Source organism: Mesorhizobium sp. M0848, assembly GCF_040319805.1.
Taxonomy (GTDB): Bacteria; Pseudomonadota; Alphaproteobacteria; order Rhizobiales; family Rhizobiaceae; genus Mesorhizobium.
On sequence record NZ_JAMYOM010000002.1, the window covers coordinates 183,693 to 201,016 of the forward strand.

Here is a 17,324-nt window from a genome sequence, read left to right on the forward strand (position 1 = left end):
GCCATGGCGCTTAGCGACGTTTCCTATTTCGGCATACGCCATCACGGGCCAGGCTCCGCCGACAGCCTGGTGCAGGCGTTGCAGGAGTTGAAACCGGTCGCCGTGCTGATCGAAGGACCGGCCGACGCCAGCCCGCTGCTGCCGTTGCTGGCCCACCCCGAAATGCAGCCGCCGGTGGCGCTGCTCGGCTATCCCGAAGACGATCCGGCCTCGACAAGCTTCTGGCCCCTCGCCGAATTCTCGCCGGAGTACCAGGCGACGCTCTGGGCCGTCACCAACAATGCGGCAGTGCGCTTCATCGATTTGCCGTCTTCAGCCCGCACTGCGCCGATTGAGGTCGTGGGGGAAACCGATAGCGATGGAACGGAAGCCAACGTCGAGGCTGACTTGGCGCCGCATCTGCGGGACCCGATCGGAACGCTGGCACAAGCTGCCGGCTATGAAGATGGCGAAAGCTGGTGGGCTGATATCATCGAGCAGAACCCTGAGCCCGGCCCGATCTTCGCGGCAATAGCCGACGCGATGACGACGTTGCGCGAAGGCGAAGGTCCGCTTGCCGAATTCGAGGCAAAGCGCGAAGCGCATATGCGACTTGAAATCGCCGCCGCGCGAAAGGAATTCGATGGGCCGATCGCTATCGTTTGCGGTGCCTTCCATGTGCCGGCACTGCAGGCGACGCGACCGCTGAAGGAGGACCAGGCGCTACTCAAGGGGCTCGCCCGCCGCAAAAGCATGATGACCTGGGCGCCGTGGACGGGGCCGCGCCTGGCGCTGGGCTTCGGTTATGGCGCCGGCGTTGTCGCGCCCGGCTGGTGCAAGCATCTGTGGCAGACGCGCGGGCAAGGCGACTCCTCGGTCCTGTGGCTGGCGAAGATCGCGGCGGTCCTGAGGGCCAAGGGGCACATGGTCTCGACCGCCTCGCTGATCGAAGCCGAACGGCTGGCCCGCACGCTGGCTGTGATCCGTGAACGGCCAAAGCCCGGTTTCGAGGAATTGCGTGACGCCGCGATCGCCGCCCTGTTCAACGGGGAAGCGCTGCTGTGGGCGCTGGTCGAAGCCGAATTGCTGCTGGGCGCCGATGTCGGTGAAATTCCGCCGGACACGCCGCTGGCGCCGCTGATCGAGGACCTGCAGCGCAGCCAGAAGGCGGCGCGGCTGAAGCCCGAAGCGCTGGAGCGTGAATTGTCGGTCGACCTGCGCAGCGAAAGCGGGCTGTTTCGATCGACCTTGCTGCACCGGCTGTCCGTGCTTGGCGTGCATTGGGGCAAGCTGACCGACAGCGGCCGCAGCCGCGGCACCTTTCGCGAGCGCTGGATGCTGTCGTGGGAACCTGAATATGCCGTTCGACTGGTCGAGAACCTGGTCTACGGACCAACCATCGAAAAGGCGGCCAATGGCCGGCTGATCCAGATGATCGGCGCGGCGACGTCTCTTGATGCGATGGCCGCACTGGTCCAGGGCGCCATCACGGCAAACCTGTCGGAAGCGTCGGCGGCCGGTCTCGCGGCATTGGAGGAACGGGCGGCGCGCAGCAGCGAATGCCTGGAAATCCTGACATCGGTGCCGCCGCTCGCCGACATCATCCGCTACGGCGAGGCTCGCAAGACGGAAACCGCCCGTCTGTCCGGCCTCCTGGAGCGGCTGATCGTCGAAGGCGGGATCGCACTTGCCTATGCCGCCCGCGACCTCGATGCCCAGGCATCCACGACGCTGGTCGGCGCCATGCGCAAGGCCGACGAAGCGATCAGTCTGGTCGAGCCTGAACAGGACGTGCTGGACATCTGGCGCAATGGACTGGCTGCGGTGCTCGATGGATCGCGCTCGACGGCGCTGGTGGCAGGCTGTGCCGCGCATCTGCTCTACGAAGCCGGCCATTTGTCAGCCGACGCGGCAACCGGTCTGATCGCACGACGTCTGTCTCCAGGAACGCCGGTCACCGAGGCTGCAGGGTTCTTCGAGGGTTTCTTCAGCACTGCCGGCCAACGGCTGATCTACGACCAGGGCCTGCGCGGTGCGGTGGATGCCTGGCTCGCATCCCTCGACGAAGAGGCCTTCATTGCCCATCTGCCGTTGCTGCGCCGGGTCTTTTCGCATCTGGACTCGATGGAGCGGCGACGGTTGATCGAAGCGGTGCTCGGCCGCACCGCACGGCTGCCTGCCGGACTGACGCCGACTCCGGATGGCGGCGAAGCGTGGCGCCGGCACCTGGAACGGCTTGGACCCCTGCTGATGAGCGAGGCCGGCAATGGATGACGAGGCCGAAATCAGCGAGCCAATCCAAGCCGGCGACGGACGCGAGCGCCGCTGGCGCATGGCGATCGGTGCCGATGAGGAAACCTCGTCAGCGCTGTCCGACACCGACAAGCGGCTTTCCGCGGCGCTCGATGCGCTTTACGGCGATGGTGCCGGCGATGCGGCTGCCGATCCGCGCAAGCGGCGCGGCGGCCTCGGCCGCTCGGCGCCAAGGGTGGCACAGTGGATGGGCGATATCAGGTCGTTCTTTCCCGCACAGGTCGTCCAGATGGTCCAGAAAGATGCCTTCGAACGGCTCAACCTGAAGCAGATGCTGATGGAGCCGGAATTCCTCAAAGCGATCGAGGCCGACGTCAATCTCGTCGCCGACCTGATTTCGCTCCGCTCGGTCATGCCGGCCAAGACCAAGGACATTGCGCGCACGATCATCGCCGATATCGTTGCCAAGCTGATGCAGCGGCTGGAACAGAAGACAGCCGAGGCGATACGCGGCGCGGTCGACCGATCGCAGCGCACCAACCGCCCACGCCAGCGCGACATCGACTGGCCGCGTACGATCTCAGCCAACCTTCGCCATTACCAGCCCGAGCACAAGACCATCGTGCCGGAGAAGCTGGTCGGCTTCATGCGCAAACAGCGAAGGCTGGTCGACCTGGATGAGGTGGTGCTGTGCGTCGACCAGTCGGGCTCCATGGCAAGCTCGGTAATCTACGCCTCGATATTCGCGGCGGTGATGGCCTCCCTGCCGGTGGTGCGGACCAAGCTTGTCTGCTTCGACACGGCAATCGTCGATCTGACCGAGGAGCTTAGCGATCCTGTCGAAGTCCTGTTCGGCGTGCAGCTGGGCGGCGGCACCGACATCAACCAGGCCGTGGCCTATTGCGCGGACCGCATCGAACGGCCGACCAAGTCGCATATGGTGCTGATCACTGACCTTTATGAGGGCGGCAACGGGCAGGAATTGCTGCAGCGGCTTGCTGCACTCGTTCGCTCCGGCGTCAACGTCGTGGTGCTCCTGGCGCTGACCGACCAGGGCAGGCCGGGTTATGACCCGAAGATGGCAGGCTCGGTGGCCGCCCTCGGCATTCCGGTCTTTGCCTGCACGCCGGATCTGTTTCCAGACATGATGGCGGCGGCATTGCGTCGGGAAGATATCGGCGCATGGGCGGCTGGCGCAGATATCAAGCTGGTTCGTGCCGAGGCCGAGACTCCGGAGTAAAACAGCCGTCGCCAGAGCTGCCAGGATGCTTCTGGCAGCTCTGGGATAAATCGCTGGAGCTCAGCCGAACTTCGGGTCGAGGCTGCCCGACTTATAGCGCTTGGCCATTTCGGCGACCGGCAGCGGCTTGATCTTCTGCGCGTTGCCGGCGGTGCCGAACTGTTCGAAGCGCTCTTTGCAGAGCTTGCGCATGGCGGCCATGGCCGGTGTCAAATATTTGCGCGGATCGAACTCGCTTGGATTCTCGGTCAGCACCTTGCGGATCGCGCCGGTCAGCGCCATGCGGTTGTCGGTGTCGATGTTGATCTTGCGCACGCCGTGCTTGATGCCGCGCTGGATTTCCTCGACCGGCACGCCCCAGGTCGGCTTCATCTGGCCGCCATATTTGTTGATGATTTCCTGCAGGTCCTCGGGCACCGAGGACGAGCCGTGCATGACCAGATGCATGTTCGGCAGCCGGCGGTGGATCTCCTCGATGACGTTCATGGCCAGCACTGCGCCGTCAGGCTTGCGCGAGAATTTGTAGGCGCCGTGGCTGGTGCCCATGGCAACCGCCAGCGCATCGACATGGGTGTCCTTGACGAACTCGACCGCTTGTTCGGGATCGGTCAAAAGCTGGTCGTGGCTGATCGCGCCTTCGACGCCGTGGCCGTCTTCCTGCTCGCCGCCGCCGCTCTCCAGCGAGCCGAGCACGCCGATCTCGCCTTCCACGGACACGCCGCCCCAATGCGCCATGTCGACGACGCGCTTGGTGATGCCGGAATTGTAGGCGTAGTCGGCCGGCGTCTTGCCGTCTTCCTTCAGCGACCCGTCCATCATGACCGAGGTGAAGCCGTACTGGATAGCGGTGACGCAGGTGGCTTCGTTATTGCCATGGTCGAGATGCATGCAGACCGGAATGTCGGGGTGGATTTCGACCAGCGCGTCGATCAGCTTGGCCAGCACCACGTCATTGGCATAGGCGCGGGCGCCGCGGCTTGCCTGCAGGATGACCGGTGACTTGGTCTCCTCGGCGGCCTCCATGATGGCAAGGCCCTGTTCCATGTTGTTCATGTTGAAAGCGGGCACGCCGTAGCCGTATTCGGCAGCGTGGTCGAGCAATTGTCTCAGTGTTATGCGAGCCACCCAATAGTCTCCCGTATCTGGTTTCAAGCGCAACGTCGCGGGCCGGCCGGTTGCCGGTCGGCCCTTGATGCTTCTGGCGGGATTTCAACGGAACCGCAACCTTCAGAGCTCTTCTCGATCGCAATTCTTGTTGCAGGGTTGAAATCCGGCCGTTTTGGTGACTTAAGCCGCGATCAACTCCCGCGCCGCCAGGAGTTGCACGCAGGCGTTCGCCGCTTCCTTGCCCTTGACCGTGAAGTGCTCGAAGAAGAAGCGGTGGTGCTCGGCGCTGTCATGGTAGTTGAGCGGCGTGAGAACCGCCGACAGCACCGGTACACCGGTCGACAGCTGCACGTTCATCATGCCGTCGATCACCGCGCTGGCGACGAACTCATGCCGGTAGATGCCGCCATTGACGACGAAGGCGGTACCGAGGATCGCGGCATAGCGGCCGGTTCCGGCCAGGGTCTTGGCATGCAGCGGAATCTCATAGGCGCCCGGCACGTCGAAGACATCGACGGTGAAGCGCTCGCCTCCGACGTTAGCCAGTTCCGCCTCGAAGGCCTGTACGCACTGGTCGACGATATCGGCATGCCAGCGCGCCCTGATAACGGCGATGCGGGTCGTTTCATAGTCTTTGTGGGAATGCTGATTCATGGGTCCATCCTTCCGTTTCGAACCAGAATCAGGACGCACGATACGCAATCCGGCCCGCCGGGGCGGTCCGTTTTGCGTTTCGTTCTCTTCCATCCGGACTGTAACCGTCGGCTCCGGAATCACACCGGATCTGCTGACCCCTCCGACCATCGGAGGGCGCTCGCGGGCTTGGGTAAAACCCTTACCGCCGGTGGGGACTTTCACCCCGCCCTGAGAACATTAACGGCTTTGTATGAAAGGGCAGGGCGCTGCTGTCAACCGTGGGAAGGTTGGGCCAAGCACGTCGACTACCGCGTGCGCCACGCCGCCGCCGATGCGGCGATCAGCATGAGCAGCGCTGCAACCATCGCGCAGGCAGCAAAGCCGAAGTTGGAATAAAGCGGCCCGAAGCTGGTGGTGCCGACGAAAACCGCCAGATAGGTCACCGCGCTGTTCAGGCCCATGATCGTGCCGCGCCGCGACGGATCGAGTGCAGACAGGCGCATCACCAGGACATTCAGGCCGAAATGATTGGCCAGTCCCCAGATTGCCACCATGGTCAAGGTCAGCCCGAAACTGCCGCTTGCCGCAGCCATGGCGACGTAGACGACGGCGACCAGAAGATAGGCGAATGGCATGACGCGCCGCGCACCCAGTCTGTCGATGACGCCGTCAAGAAGAGCAGCGGTGCCGAAGCCTACACCATAGGCAAGCGCCGCCAGCCCATTGGCGCTAACCGGCTGTCCAAGCCCGACATGAAGATGGTCGCCGAGATAGCCATAGACGCCGTAGAACGAAGTCATGAAGGCCGCGCACGCGACCAGCAGCGGCAGGATTCCGGGAATGCCGAGCGCTTCCAGCGGGGCGGGCGCCGGTCCGGCCTTCCTGATGTCGCTAAGCGACGTCACTGTCAGCCCCATCCACGCAAGGGTCGCAAGCACCGCGACCGCTGCGAAAACGGCGCGCCAATGCACAAGATCGGCAAGCACGGCCGACAGCGAGACGCCGGCGACCATGCTGAGCGTCCATCCGGTCAGCACGACGCCGATCGTGCCGCTCTCCCTGCCCGGTGGGGCGATGGCCGCCGCGCTGGCATAGATCGCGGGCATGGCGATGCCGGCAGCGATGCCGGCCAGCAGCTGTGCGGAGACCAGCATGATCACCGTGGGTGCGGCGGCACTCGCCACCAGCGCTAGTGCCAGCAGCAACAGTGCGCCCTGCAGCATCCGGCGTGCGCCGAGCCGGTCGATGTAGCGGGCCAGGAACAGGGCGCTGGCCGAGGTGCCGAGGCCGAACGCGGCCGCCGCAATCATCACGGCAGGCACGCTGGTTCTGAACGACGAGGCGACAGCCGGTGCGATCGGACCCAGCACTAGCGAGTTCGAACCGATGACGGCGATGCAGCCCGTCAAGAGATAGGCAAGCGCCGGGATCGGGGCTCGGGCAGTCAATGGCGCAACTTGATCAATGTTCGACATATCAGCATAATGGCCGTATTCTATTCAGTGGAGAACCAGGAATTTCGCCATGAATGAAGAAACAGATGGTATTCCGCAGAACAAGGCTACGGCCCGCGACCTCGACGCGATTGACCGAAGAATATTAGGCGTCCTGGTCGATGACGCCACGATCAGCTACGCCGAACTCGGCGATCGCGTCGGCTTGTCGCCACCCGCAGCGCATGAGCGGGTCAAACGGCTCCGTCGCAGCGGCGCCATCCGCAACACGGTCGCCATCATCGATCCCCGGGCGGTGAAAAAGCCTTTGCTTGCCTTTGTCCATATCGACACCAGGGGCTGGGGAAAGACGCCGGAACTGATGGCGGTCTCGCAATATCCCGAGGTCGAGGAGATCCATACCGTCGCCGGCGATACCTGCATGCTGCTGAAGGTCCGCACGGAAGACACCAGAGCACTCGAAGGCCTTCTGGCGCGCCTGTACGAAACGCCGGGCGTCACCTCGACGCGCAGCTATGTGGTTTTATCGACCTATCTGGAGCGGCCGGTGCAGCCGGGCATTACCGAGACATGGCCGACGCCGAAGCATATGGCCGAGCCTCTGTACTAGGGACGTGGCTACGCCCGCTCGGGGAACATCGCCTTCAATCCCTCGCGCGATGCCTTGGCAACGCCGCGCTCGGTGATCAGGCCGGTGACCAGCCGCGCCGGCGTCACGTCGAAGGCCGGGTTGGCCGCAGGCGTCGTCTCCGGCGAAATGCGCACCTGGGCAATCTCGCCGGCAGCGGTCTTGCCCCAGACCAGCGAGACCTCGTCGGCCGAGCGCTGCTCGATCGGGATCTCGGCCAGTCCGTCATGCACCGTCCAGTCGATGGTCGGCGACGGCAGCGCGACATAGAACGGCACATCATTGTCGGCGGCGGCGAGTGCCTTCAGATAGGTGCCGATCTTGTTGCAGACATCGCCGTCGGCCGTGGTGCGGTCGGTGCCGACGATGACCATGTCGATCTCGCCGCGCTGCATCAGATGGCCGCCGGCATTGTCGACGATCAGCGTGTGCGGCACGCCGTGGCCGGCCATCTCCCAGGCGGTCAGCTGGGCGCCCTGGTTGCGCGGCCGTGTCTCGTCGACATAGACGTGGACCGGAATGCCGGCTTCCGTGGCCAGGTAGATCGGCGCCGTGGCGGTGCCGTAGTCGACGGTGGCCAGCCAGCCGGCATTGCAGTGGGTCAGGATGTTGACCGGCTCGCCCTTCTGCTTGCGCGCAGCGATCGCCTTGATGATGGCGAGACCGTTCTCGCCGATGGCGCGGTTGAGGCCGACATCCTCGTCGGCGATCTCACTGGCCCGCCGATAGGCGGCTGCCGCGCGTTGTTCGGGAGGCAAAGGCCGCAGGAAGCGCCGCATCTCGTCCAGCGCCCAGCGCAGATTGATCGCCGTCGGCCGCGTCTCGTGCAGGGTCTCCCACACGGCGTCGAGCGCTTCATCCGACGGATCGTCGGCCATCTGCATGGCGACGCCGTAGGCAGCGGTGACGCCGATCAGCGGCGCGCCGCGTACCCACATATCGCGGATGGCGGTGGCGATGCCGTCGACCGTGCCGATCGTTTCGATGCGGAAATCATGCGGCAGCCAGCGCTGGTCGATGATCTCGACCGAACGGCCGTCGTCGCTCAGCCAGATGGTGCGATAGTGGCGGTCGCCGACGTTCAAAGGCTGCTCTCCTGTTCGATCAGCGCGGCCAGTTGGTTGACCTCGTCGATGCTGTGGATCTGGCGCCGGTTGACGGCGAGGTGACGGCCGAATTTCAGCGCCTTTGCCTCACAACTGGCGCGCAAATCCTCATCGGCAATGGTCTCGAAATCGGCATTGTGGGCGAGGCCGAGGATGCGCCTGTGCACCTCGATGCCGGCAAAGCCGAGCAAATCGGTCCACATCTGGTGCAGAACATGGTCGAGCGCCTGCTCGGCACCGAGCCTGTCGCCCTGATCCTCGAACAGGCTCCTCTGGTAGAGCATGCCGGTGCGTTCGGTCCGCCATAGATGCGAGAACTCGGCGCGGAACACCGCCCAGGTCTCGGTCGTCACCCCGAGCAGATAGGCGCGCATGGCGTCGCGCTTTCCCTCCTGCTCGTGGCCGCGCTGCGAGAAGAAGGACATCCAGAAATTGGCGAGCAGCATGCCGACATCGAAGGCCATCGGGCCGTAGAAGGCAAACTCCGGATCGATCATCCGGGTTTCCGTGTCGGTGACCATGATCGAGCCGGAATGCAGATCGCCATGCAGCAGCGTTTCGGCATTGGCGGCGAAGATGTGCTTCAGCCGCTGCGCCTCGACCTTCAGGTCACGGTCGGCGCGCAGTTCGGCGACCAGGCTGTCGAGCTGCGGCGAGGTGTGCCGGTTCATCTTGGCGTCGAAATAGGGGTCGGAAAACACCAGGCTTTCGGTGATGTCGCAGAGCTCGACATTGTCGGCGAACAGCGCCAGATCGGCCTTGCGGTCCTTGGCGGCCATGTGCAGGTCGGAGCCGCGAAACAGCGTCCGGGCCATGAACAGGCCGATGTCCCGGGCAATGTTCGGCAGCTGGCGGCCGTCGATCAGGGCGCGGCGCAGGATGATGTGCGGCGGCGCAAGATATTCCATGATGATCAGCGCCTGGCCTTCATCGAAATAATGGATCGCCGGCACCGAGCCTGGCGCGCGCGCCTCTTGCCTGGTCAGCGCGTGATATTCGAAGAAGGAGCGCTTCAACGGCAGCGGCCAGCTGTCGCCGACCAGGCGAACATAGGGCAGGGCCTGCTTGACGACGGCTGCACCATTGGCGCCCTCGGCGATGAACACCAGGTTGAGATTACCGTCGCCGACCTCGCGGACCTTCCAGGCGCCAGTGTCCTTGCCGATCTTCGCGCACAGCGCCTCGTTGCCGCCAAGGCGTGCAGCCAGGGTTTCGACCGATAGTGCTTCGAACCGCAATTTTTCAGTCATCGTCATCCTCCCGCTTATGCGCTCCGAACATAACGGACGCATGGCGGCTGGACCAAGCTAGGAAGCGATCTGGCAATTGTCAATCGTGTTGACAATTGCCGATGCAGCCCATAGCGTCATGTCAGGGAGGAACGCATGGTCGGTAATGCCGTGTTCCGCGTAGAGGGACTGAGGAAATCCTTTGGCCATAACGAGGTGCTAGGCGGCGTCTCGGTCGAATTGCATGCCGGCGAAGTCACCGTGCTGATGGGCGCCAACGGCGCCGGCAAATCCACCCTCGTCAAGATCATCTCCGGTGTCTACGAACGCGGCGGCGGCACGATGGCGCTCGCCGACCAGGATTTCGCACCGAAAACCCCTGCCGAAGCGATCCGCGCCGGCGTCGTCACCGTGCACCAGAATATCAACGACGGTGTCGTCGCCGATCTCGACGTCGCCACCAACCTGACCCTCGACCGACTGAGCGGCAGCGGTGCGCCGACCCTGTTCAATCCAATGCGCGTGCGGCGGGAGGCCAAGGCGGTTGCCGAGCGCATGGGGCTGACCATCGATTTGAAGGCGCGGGTGAGCGATCTTTCGCTGGCCGATCGTCAGATGGTGGCGATTGCCCGCGCCCTGGCGCACCAGCCGAAAGTGCTGATCCTCGATGAGCCGACCTCATCGCTCTCCAGCGCCGAGGCTGATCGGCTGTTTGCGCTGATCGACAGGCTGCGCGAGCAGGGCGTGGCGGTCCTCTACATCTCGCATCGCATGTCGGACATCAGGCGGTTGGCTGATCGCATCATCTCGATGCGAGACGGGATCATCTCGGGCATTTTCGACAAGAAACCGCTCGACTATGAGGGCGCGGTCAATGCCATGCTCGGCCGCAAGATCCATCTCGACCAGATCGTCGTCAGGAATTCGGCCAAGGCCGTCCTCAAGATAGAAGGTCTGCGCATTGCACACGGCGCTCGGCCGATTTCGCTGACGCTCGGCGACGGCGAGGTCGTTGCCATCACCGGCCTCGTCGGCGTCGGCAAGACGGCGCTTGCCGAGACGCTGTTTGGCGTGCGCCAGCCGCTCGCCGGTACAATGACGCTGAACGGCAGGCCTTATGCGCCTGAAACAGCCGGCGAGGCGATCGCCGCCGGCGTGTTCCTCGTCGCCAAGGACCGCGGCGAGAACGGCATCGTCCAAAGCTTCAACATCCAGGAAAATATCAGCCTGCCGTTTCACAAGCGCATGTCGCGCTTCGGCATCCTGAGGCGCCGCCTCGAACGCACCACGGCACGCCGGCAGATCGAGGAGCTGAGCATCGTCTGCCGTTCCGAGAAGGACGAAATGTCGGAGCTGTCCGGCGGCAACCAGCAGAAGGTGATGGTCGCCCGCTGGATGGCGCAGGAGGCAAGACTGTTCATTCTGGATGAGCCGTTTCAGGGCGTTGATATCTCGGCCCGGCGCGACATTGCCGCCAAGCTCAGGGCCAGTGCCAACGGCCGCGCCACGCTGCTGTTCGTCACCGAGCTCGATGAGGCGCTGGAGACCGCTGATCGCATCCTGGTCATGTCGGAACAGACCATCGTCGGCGAGCACCGCAATGCCGATGTCGATCTCGACCGCCTGTTGGCCGAGGTCGCCGGCGGGCCGCTGCACAGTGCCGCCTGAGCCCGGGCGATAGGAATTGGAATGGAGAGAGCATGGGTTCGGGTTGGGTAAAGACGGCAGCAGCGCGCGGGAGCGCCGGATGACATTGCGCGACCACGCCATCCGCTACGGGTTCATCGTGCTCTTGTTCGGGCTCGTCGCCTATTTCTCGATCGCCGCCGACGGTTTCGTTTCGCCGCAAAGTGCCGTTTTCATCTTCCAGTCAGTCGCCATCACCGGCGTGCTGGCGCTCGGCGTCACCGCCACGCTGGTCGTCGGCGGCTTTGATCTGTCGATCGGATCGGTCGCTACATCAGCCATGATGGCGGCCGCCTATGTGATGGTGGTGCTGGAACAGAACGCCCTTGTCGCGGTCGTCGTCTGCCTGCTGATCGGCGCCGTTGTCGGCCTGATCAATGGCTGGCTGATCGTCTACATGCGCGTGCCCGATCTGCTGGCGACGCTCGGCATGATGTTCCTGCTGGTCGGCCTGCAGCGCATTCCGACAGAAGGCCGCTCGATCGCCACCGGCATGACCATGCCGGACGGTTCGGTCGCCAACGGCAAATTCTCCGACGCCTTCCTGGCGCTCGGCCGCCACCGCTTCGATTTCTTCATCCCGAACCTCATTCCGGTGTCGGTAGTCGTGCTGCTCGTGCTCGCCGTACTGATCTGGTTCTTCCTCGAATACACACGTTTCGGGCGCATGATGTATGCCGTAGGCAGCAATGAGCGTGCCGCCGAACTCGCCGGTGCGCCTGTCAAGGCATACAAGATCTGGGCCTACGTTATTTCAGGAGTTTTTGCCTCGATCGGCGGTATTTTGCTCGCTGCCCGGCTTGGACGCGGTGACATCGCCTCGGGTAATAATCTGCTGCTGGATGCGGTTGCCGCGGCACTGATCGGCTACGCGGTGCTTGGCGCCGCCAAGCCGAACGCTTTCGGCACTGCCATCGGTGCGCTGTTCGTCGGCATCTTGCTGCAAGGCCTGACGATGATGAACGCGCCTTACTACACGCAGGATTTCGTCAAGGGCGTGGTTCTGGTCGTCGCCCTTGTCTTCACCTTTGCGCTTTCGGGCAGGGGCAGGAGGTAGCTTTCGACCGGAACAGGATTTTCGAGTTCAACAAGAGTGGAGGAAAACAAAGTGAGCATTACAAGAAGACTTCTGGGGAAGGTGGCGCTCGGATTGGCCGGCGCAACCATGCTGATGCAGGTCCCGGCTTTTGCCGCGGACAAGCCGGCGCCTTTTGACAAGCCCGGCGTCAAGATCGCGCTGGTGCGCTATCTCTCGACCGGCGACTTCTTCCAGGCCTATCTCTCGGGTGTCGAGGCGCAGTCGAAGGCGCTCGGCATCGACCTGCGCGTCCTCGACAGCCGCCAGGATGCCGCCCTTCAGTCCGACATGGTCGATCAGGCCATCGCGCTTGGCGTGCAGGGTATCATCATCCAGCACGGCCTGACGGAATCGATGAAGGACGCCGCCCAGCGTGCGGTCGACGCCGGCATCAAGGTGGTGGCGTTCGACGTCAATGTCGAAAATCCCAAGATCCCGCAGATCGAACAGTCCGACCGCGACCTGGCGCGCCTCGCGCTCGAGCAGGCGGTCAAGGACAATGGCGAAAGCTGGAATGCCGGCTATGTCTATGTCGCCGGCATCGCGCCGCTCGACCGCCGCAACGAGACCTGGGTCGACGTCAAGAAGAAGTATGCCGGCATCAAGGAAGTCGCGATGTTCGGCACGCTCGACAATCCGATTGCCAACTCCGTCGCCAACCAGGCGCGTTCGGTGCTGACGGCGCATCCCGACATCAAGGTGATGTTCGCTCCCTATGACGAATTCGCCAAGGGCGTGAAAATCGCTGTCGATGAAGCAGGCTTGAACAAGGGCATCAAGATCTATTCGGCCGATATCTCGACGTCCGATATCGCTGCGATGCGTGAGCCCGACAGCGCCTGGGCCGCGACCGCCGCGACCAATCCGGCCGTCGTCGGCCAAGTCTCGGTGCGTGCGCTGGCGCAGCTGCTGGCCGGCGAAGATCCCGGCCACAACGTCGTCGTGCCGCCGACGCTGATCACCCAGAAGGACCTCATCGACAAGGACATCAAGAACATGGAGGACCTGTCGGCCAAGCTGCCGCAGTTCGCCCACGCCGATGTCGCGATGCCGGCCTGGATGCCGAACCCGAACGCGAAGTAAGTTGGACCTCTGACAAAGAAAGGGCGGCGCTCGTGCCGCTCTTTCCATGTGAATGCTCCACCTCTCCCGATTACAGCCAGTGTTCCGGGTCGCGCATTCCGTGGACAATCGCGACGACCAGCACGCCATCCGATTGCGGCTCGTAAATGACGATATAGCGGCCTTCGATGAGCACGCGGGCCGTCACGCTCAATTCCGGTCGGGCCGTGCCCATCTTGGGGTGCTGGGTCGCCAGTTCCAGCTTGTCAAAAATGCGCATGAGCAGCTTGTCCGCCGCTTTTTCATTGTCGATTGCTATGGTGTGCCAGATGTCTCGCAAATCCTGCGAGGCGCGTGGTGTGAGCCGATATCTAGCTACGAGCGCGGCGTTCTGCCTTCAGGCCGCGTATAAACTCGGCGGGTTCGACTTCCACCGGCTTGCCGCTGGCCATGCCATCGGCATAGGCCCGTTTCAAATGTTCGAGTTCCAAGGCTCGCAATTCTTCGCGCTGCTCCCACAGACGAAGGGCGTCACGAACAATCTCGCTGTTGGAGGCGTATCCGCCGCCTTCGACGGCGCTTTGCAGGCGAGCAACCTGCTGAGGGGTCAGGGATATGGTAAGGGTACGCATTGGTTCAGGTTTCATTGCCAGCCTGTACCACACCTAACAAGAGTTAACAATTATTGTTAGGAGTTAACGTCGCGCCTTGCCCCCGCTGCCTGGCGGCAGCAGGGTGATCAAGGCAGGATTCCTACCGCAGCGCTGCCGCGATATTGCCGCCATCGACCGTCGTCACATCGGCGGTGGTGCGGTCGGCCAGCGCGTGATGCAGGAAGGCCTGCGCCACGTCCTGCGCCGTTACTTCCTGGCCGAGCAGATTGCCGGACATGTAGTCCTTCTCCGACACGCCGCGCGCGCCTGAGCGGCTGGTAATCATGGCGTCGGTCAGAAGCCCTGAGCGGATGCGGTCGGCGTTGACGGCGTTGGAGCGGATGCCATGCGCGCCATAGTCGAGCGCGTATTGCCGGGACAGGAACAGCGTCGCTGCTTTCGGCACGCCATAGGCGCCGAACTTCGGACCTGGATTGACCGCCTGCTTGGAGGTGTTGAACAAAAGCACGCCGCCTGTGCCCTGCTCGAGCATGATGCGCACGGCATTCTGCGCCACCGACTGATGGGCGAAGAAATTGAGTTCGAAACTCTTGCGCAGGAGTGCGTCATCGAGCTCACCGATGCGGCCTTCCCAGGCCGCGCCGGCATTGGAAACCATGATGTCGACACCGCCGAACACGGCGACGGCTCTGTCGAAGGCGGCACGCACCTGCGCCGGGTCGGTGATGTCGGCTGCGACGCCGATCGAGTTGTTGCCGGCCTTCTTCGCCGCGTCGGCAGCCTTTTCGGCGTCGAGATCGACGACGACGGCATGGGCGCCATTGTCGGCGAACAATTTGGCTGTCGCTGCGCCGATCGCGCCGGCGCCGCCGGTGATCAGCACCACCTGGCCAGTCAGTGGCTTCGGCTTGTTGGACGCGAGCTTGGCCTGTTCCAGCGACCAGTATTCCAGCGGGAACAGATCGGCCTTGGAGAGCGGGTGGAAACGGCCGACCGCCTCGGCGCCGCGCACCGCCTCGATCCACATCTCGCCGACATCCGAGGCAATCTTCGCGTCCTTCAGCGTGCGGCCGTGGCCGAACATGCCCAGGCCGGGCACCAGCGTCAGCCGCGGCATCTGGTCGAGCATGGTGCGCTTGACGTCGTCGAGCGAATCATTGGTTTCGAAATAGGCGCGATAATCATTGGCGAACGCGTCGACATGGCTCTTGATCACCGCCTTGTAGTCGCCGGCCTTGTCCGCATCGGGCGCCGGCAGCGCCATCGGCCCGGTCTTGATGCGGATCGACAGATCGGGTGTCGACACGCCGCGTCCGGCATAATCGGCAATCTCGGATGAATTGATGAAATCGACGATTGCCGGCGAAGTGCGGAAGTCAGAGATCATGCGGTCGAAGCGGCCTTCGCCGCGCGCTACCGCCACCGCTCCGCGCAGCATCGGCGCAATGGACGCCGGTGTCGCGAGCTTTGCCGGCAAGACTGCCTTTGCCGCCTTCGGCTTGCCGCTTGCGGCAATGAAGTCCTCGGCGACATTCACATAGTGGATCATCCGGTCGTAGGCCTGTTTGGCGTCGTCGCCGAAGGTGAAGATGCCGTGCTTGTCGAGGATCAACCCTTCGACATCAGGGTCGGCATCGAAGATGTCGGCCGCCGCCTTGGCGAGGTCGAAGCCGGGCATGATATAAGGCACGTAACCCATCTTGCTGCCGAAAACCGTCTTCACCAGCGGCTTGGAGTCCTCCTGGTCGACGATGGCGAGGATGGCGGTCGAGTGCGTGTGGTCGACGAATTTGTGCGGCAGGAAGGCATGCAGCAGCGTCTCGACCGACGGGTTGGGCGAGGACGGATCGATGAGGTTGACGCGTTGCAGGGCAACCATGTCCTCGTCGGCCAGCCTGTTCAGCGCGCGCGCCTTGAGCAGCGGCTTGAGCTTGACCGCCGGCAGGCCCTGCGGCTCGATGACGCCCATGTCCCAGCCGCTGCCCTTGACGCACAGCACGTCCCACTGGTCGCCGACGAGGTCGGTTGCCGTCGTCTTGCACGAGGTGTTGCCGCCGCCATGCAGGACCAGCCGTGGTTCGCCGCCGAGCAGCCGGGTCGTGTAGACGCGCAGCGCCAGGTCGCGGCCGACACCCTTTTTTGCGTAGTCGGCGACGAGTTTTTCGGCTGCTTCGTCATTCCACAAATTCTTCATGTTCGCTTCGTCCGGTTGCTGTCTTTGTTGGTGAAACAGGATTGCCGCGACGCTTTGATGACAATGCGCCGGCAGCGGAGAGGGGGGTTCTAGGAGGCCTTTTCTATGGTGGCAGCCGCATGGTCCAGGAGCCGCTGCGCCATGTGCGCGCCGACCACCAGATGCGTGCAAAGGCCGCCGGCGATCGCCGCGAGCAGCGGTTCGAACTTGCTGTCCTCCTGCACCACCACCAACCGCCTGGCGATGGCGCGCAGCGAGGCAAGCTCGGCGGAGATCACCCGCCTGTTATAACTGCAGTCGAGCACCTTGCCCTCGGCGTCTATGATCTGCCCGGCAATCACGCCGGCAGCGCCTTGGCTGCGCAGATCCGCCATTTCACTGGGCGTCAGCGCGCCGCATTTGACCAGATGGCTGTCGGCGTCGACCGCGCCGACCGAGTATAATGCCAGGTCGCATTCGCTGACACCCGACAATTGTTCCCGGATCACCGGCTCGGCACGCAGCGCCCGCGCCAGCTCTTCCGTCGACAGCACCAGGGGCGCGTAGAAGTTGAGGCCCTTGGCATTCAGCCGCCGCGCGATTTCCATGGTGCATTGGTCGGGCCGATAGGAATAGGGCGCGCCGAGATTGCCGCAGAGCTGCACCACCGTGACATCCTGCAGATCGGCATAGGACATGACGTCGGCGATCATATAGACGGTGCGGCCCCAGGCTACGCCGATGCGGTCGCCCTTCTTGACCAGTTCGAGGAAGACGCTCGCCGCCAGCACGGCGATTTCCGTCGACGGGTCGGCAATATGATCATTCTCCGGTGCGATCCAGACGGCGTCGAGGCTCAACACATCCTCGAGCTTGCGCGCCAGCACGTCGTCGGTGAAAAGCTGGGTCGAAGTCGAGATGTTGACGATGCCGGTCTCGCGTGCCTTGCGCAGGTACATGGCGACTGAGGCACGGGAAATGTTAAGCTGGCTCGCCACCTGGTCCTGCCGCAGGCCATGGGCATAGTAGAGCCAGGCGGCCTTGTGGATGAGTTGTTCTGCCGGTCGGATCGCCATGCC

At 63.6% G+C, this 17,324-nt stretch carries 14 protein-coding genes, 1 pseudogene and 1 riboswitch; of the genes and pseudogenes, 6 read left to right on the forward strand and 9 right to left on the reverse strand.

Annotated elements, in window-relative coordinates; translation table 11 throughout:
* Window positions 1–3 precede the first annotated feature (3 nt).
* The gene (locus NKH95_RS02775; protein ID WP_352890995.1) at window positions 4–2,253 is read left to right on the forward strand and encodes a DUF5682 family protein; all 2,250 of its coding nucleotides are present in this window, start codon (window positions 4–6) and stop codon (window positions 2,251–2,253) included.
* Window positions 2,246–3,472, forward strand: coding sequence for a VWA domain-containing protein (locus NKH95_RS02780; RefSeq protein ID WP_352628542.1), 1,227 nt, complete (start codon window positions 2,246–2,248; stop codon window positions 3,470–3,472). Before NKH95_RS02775 ends, NKH95_RS02780 begins: the two co-directional genes overlap by 8 nt.
* A 60-nt stretch (window positions 3,473–3,532) precedes the next feature.
* On the opposite strand, the gene fba is transcribed toward NKH95_RS02780, so the two are convergent.
* From fba to NKH95_RS02795, 3 genes are all read right to left on the reverse strand, one after another.
* Window positions 3,533–4,597 carry a class II fructose-bisphosphate aldolase gene (gene fba / locus NKH95_RS02785; protein ID WP_013532928.1) on the reverse strand — a complete coding sequence of 355 codons (1,065 nt, stop codon included), beginning with the start codon at window positions 4,595–4,597 and terminating at the stop codon, window positions 3,533–3,535.
* A gap of 162 nt (window positions 4,598–4,759) precedes the next feature.
* On the reverse strand, window positions 4,760–5,233 hold the full coding sequence (locus NKH95_RS02790; RefSeq protein ID WP_352609359.1) for a 6,7-dimethyl-8-ribityllumazine synthase: 474 nt from the start codon (window positions 5,231–5,233) through the stop codon (window positions 4,760–4,762).
* 77 nt (window positions 5,234–5,310) lie between these two features.
* A riboswitch (FMN riboswitch) is annotated at window positions 5,311–5,455 on the reverse strand.
* 65 nt (window positions 5,456–5,520) lie between these two features.
* A complete protein-coding gene (locus NKH95_RS02795) occupies window positions 5,521–6,690 on the reverse strand; it encodes an MFS transporter (protein WP_352440046.1) in 1,170 nt (389 codons plus the stop codon).
* Window positions 6,691–6,739: 49 nt separating this feature from the next.
* On the opposite strand from NKH95_RS02795, the gene NKH95_RS02800 reads away from it, so the two are divergent.
* Window positions 6,740–7,279, forward strand: a complete 540-nt coding sequence (locus NKH95_RS02800; protein ID WP_352890998.1) for an Lrp/AsnC family transcriptional regulator — start codon at window positions 6,740–6,742, stop codon at window positions 7,277–7,279.
* 8 nt (window positions 7,280–7,287) lie between these two features.
* Here the strand turns inward: NKH95_RS02800 and mtnA are convergent, their stop codons facing one another.
* Both mtnA and mtnK read right to left on the reverse strand, forming a co-directional pair.
* Complete coding sequence (gene mtnA, locus NKH95_RS02805; RefSeq protein ID WP_352440044.1) at window positions 7,288–8,382, reverse strand: S-methyl-5-thioribose-1-phosphate isomerase; 1,095 nt, start codon at window positions 8,380–8,382, stop codon at window positions 7,288–7,290.
* Window positions 8,379–9,653 carry an S-methyl-5-thioribose kinase gene (gene mtnK, locus NKH95_RS02810; protein WP_023808758.1) on the reverse strand — a complete coding sequence of 425 codons (1,275 nt, stop codon included), beginning with the start codon at window positions 9,651–9,653 and terminating at the stop codon, window positions 8,379–8,381. Before mtnK ends, mtnA begins: the two co-directional genes overlap by 4 nt.
* 135 nt (window positions 9,654–9,788) lie before the next feature.
* On the opposite strand from mtnK, the gene NKH95_RS02815 reads away from it, so the two are divergent.
* The 3 genes from NKH95_RS02815 to NKH95_RS02825 all read left to right on the forward strand — a co-directional run bounded on the left by NKH95_RS02815 (window position 9,789) and on the right by NKH95_RS02825 (window position 13,479).
* Window positions 9,789–11,300, forward strand: coding sequence for a sugar ABC transporter ATP-binding protein (locus NKH95_RS02815; protein WP_352440043.1), 1,512 nt, complete (start codon window positions 9,789–9,791; stop codon window positions 11,298–11,300).
* Between the two features lie 79 nt (window positions 11,301–11,379).
* A complete protein-coding gene (locus NKH95_RS02820; RefSeq protein WP_127291078.1) occupies window positions 11,380–12,375 on the forward strand; it encodes an ABC transporter permease in 996 nt (331 codons plus the stop codon).
* 51 nt (window positions 12,376–12,426) lie between these two features.
* Window positions 12,427–13,479: a substrate-binding domain-containing protein gene (locus tag NKH95_RS02825; RefSeq protein ID WP_023808755.1), complete on the forward strand. Its 1,053-nt coding sequence runs from the start codon at window positions 12,427–12,429 to the stop codon at window positions 13,477–13,479.
* Between the two features lie 70 nt (window positions 13,480–13,549).
* Here the strand turns inward: NKH95_RS02825 and NKH95_RS02830 are convergent.
* The 4 genes and pseudogenes from NKH95_RS02830 to NKH95_RS02845 form a co-directional block, all read right to left on the reverse strand.
* Window positions 13,550–13,816, reverse strand: a pseudogene (locus NKH95_RS02830) (type II toxin-antitoxin system RelE/ParE family toxin); the annotation flags it as partial.
* Window positions 13,817–13,829: 13 nt separating this feature from the next.
* Window positions 13,830–14,090 (reverse strand): type II toxin-antitoxin system ParD family antitoxin, encoded by a 261-nt coding sequence (locus NKH95_RS02835; protein WP_023808753.1) that lies wholly within the window; start codon window positions 14,088–14,090, stop codon window positions 13,830–13,832.
* Window positions 14,091–14,211: 121 nt separating this feature from the next.
* Window positions 14,212–16,266, reverse strand: a complete 2,055-nt coding sequence (locus NKH95_RS02840; protein WP_352440040.1) for a bifunctional aldolase/short-chain dehydrogenase — start codon at window positions 16,264–16,266, stop codon at window positions 14,212–14,214.
* Between the two features lie 89 nt (window positions 16,267–16,355).
* Window positions 16,356–17,321 (reverse strand): sugar-binding transcriptional regulator, encoded by a 966-nt coding sequence (locus tag NKH95_RS02845; protein ID WP_023808751.1) that lies wholly within the window; start codon window positions 17,319–17,321, stop codon window positions 16,356–16,358.
* Window positions 17,322–17,324: the final 3 nt, after the last annotated feature.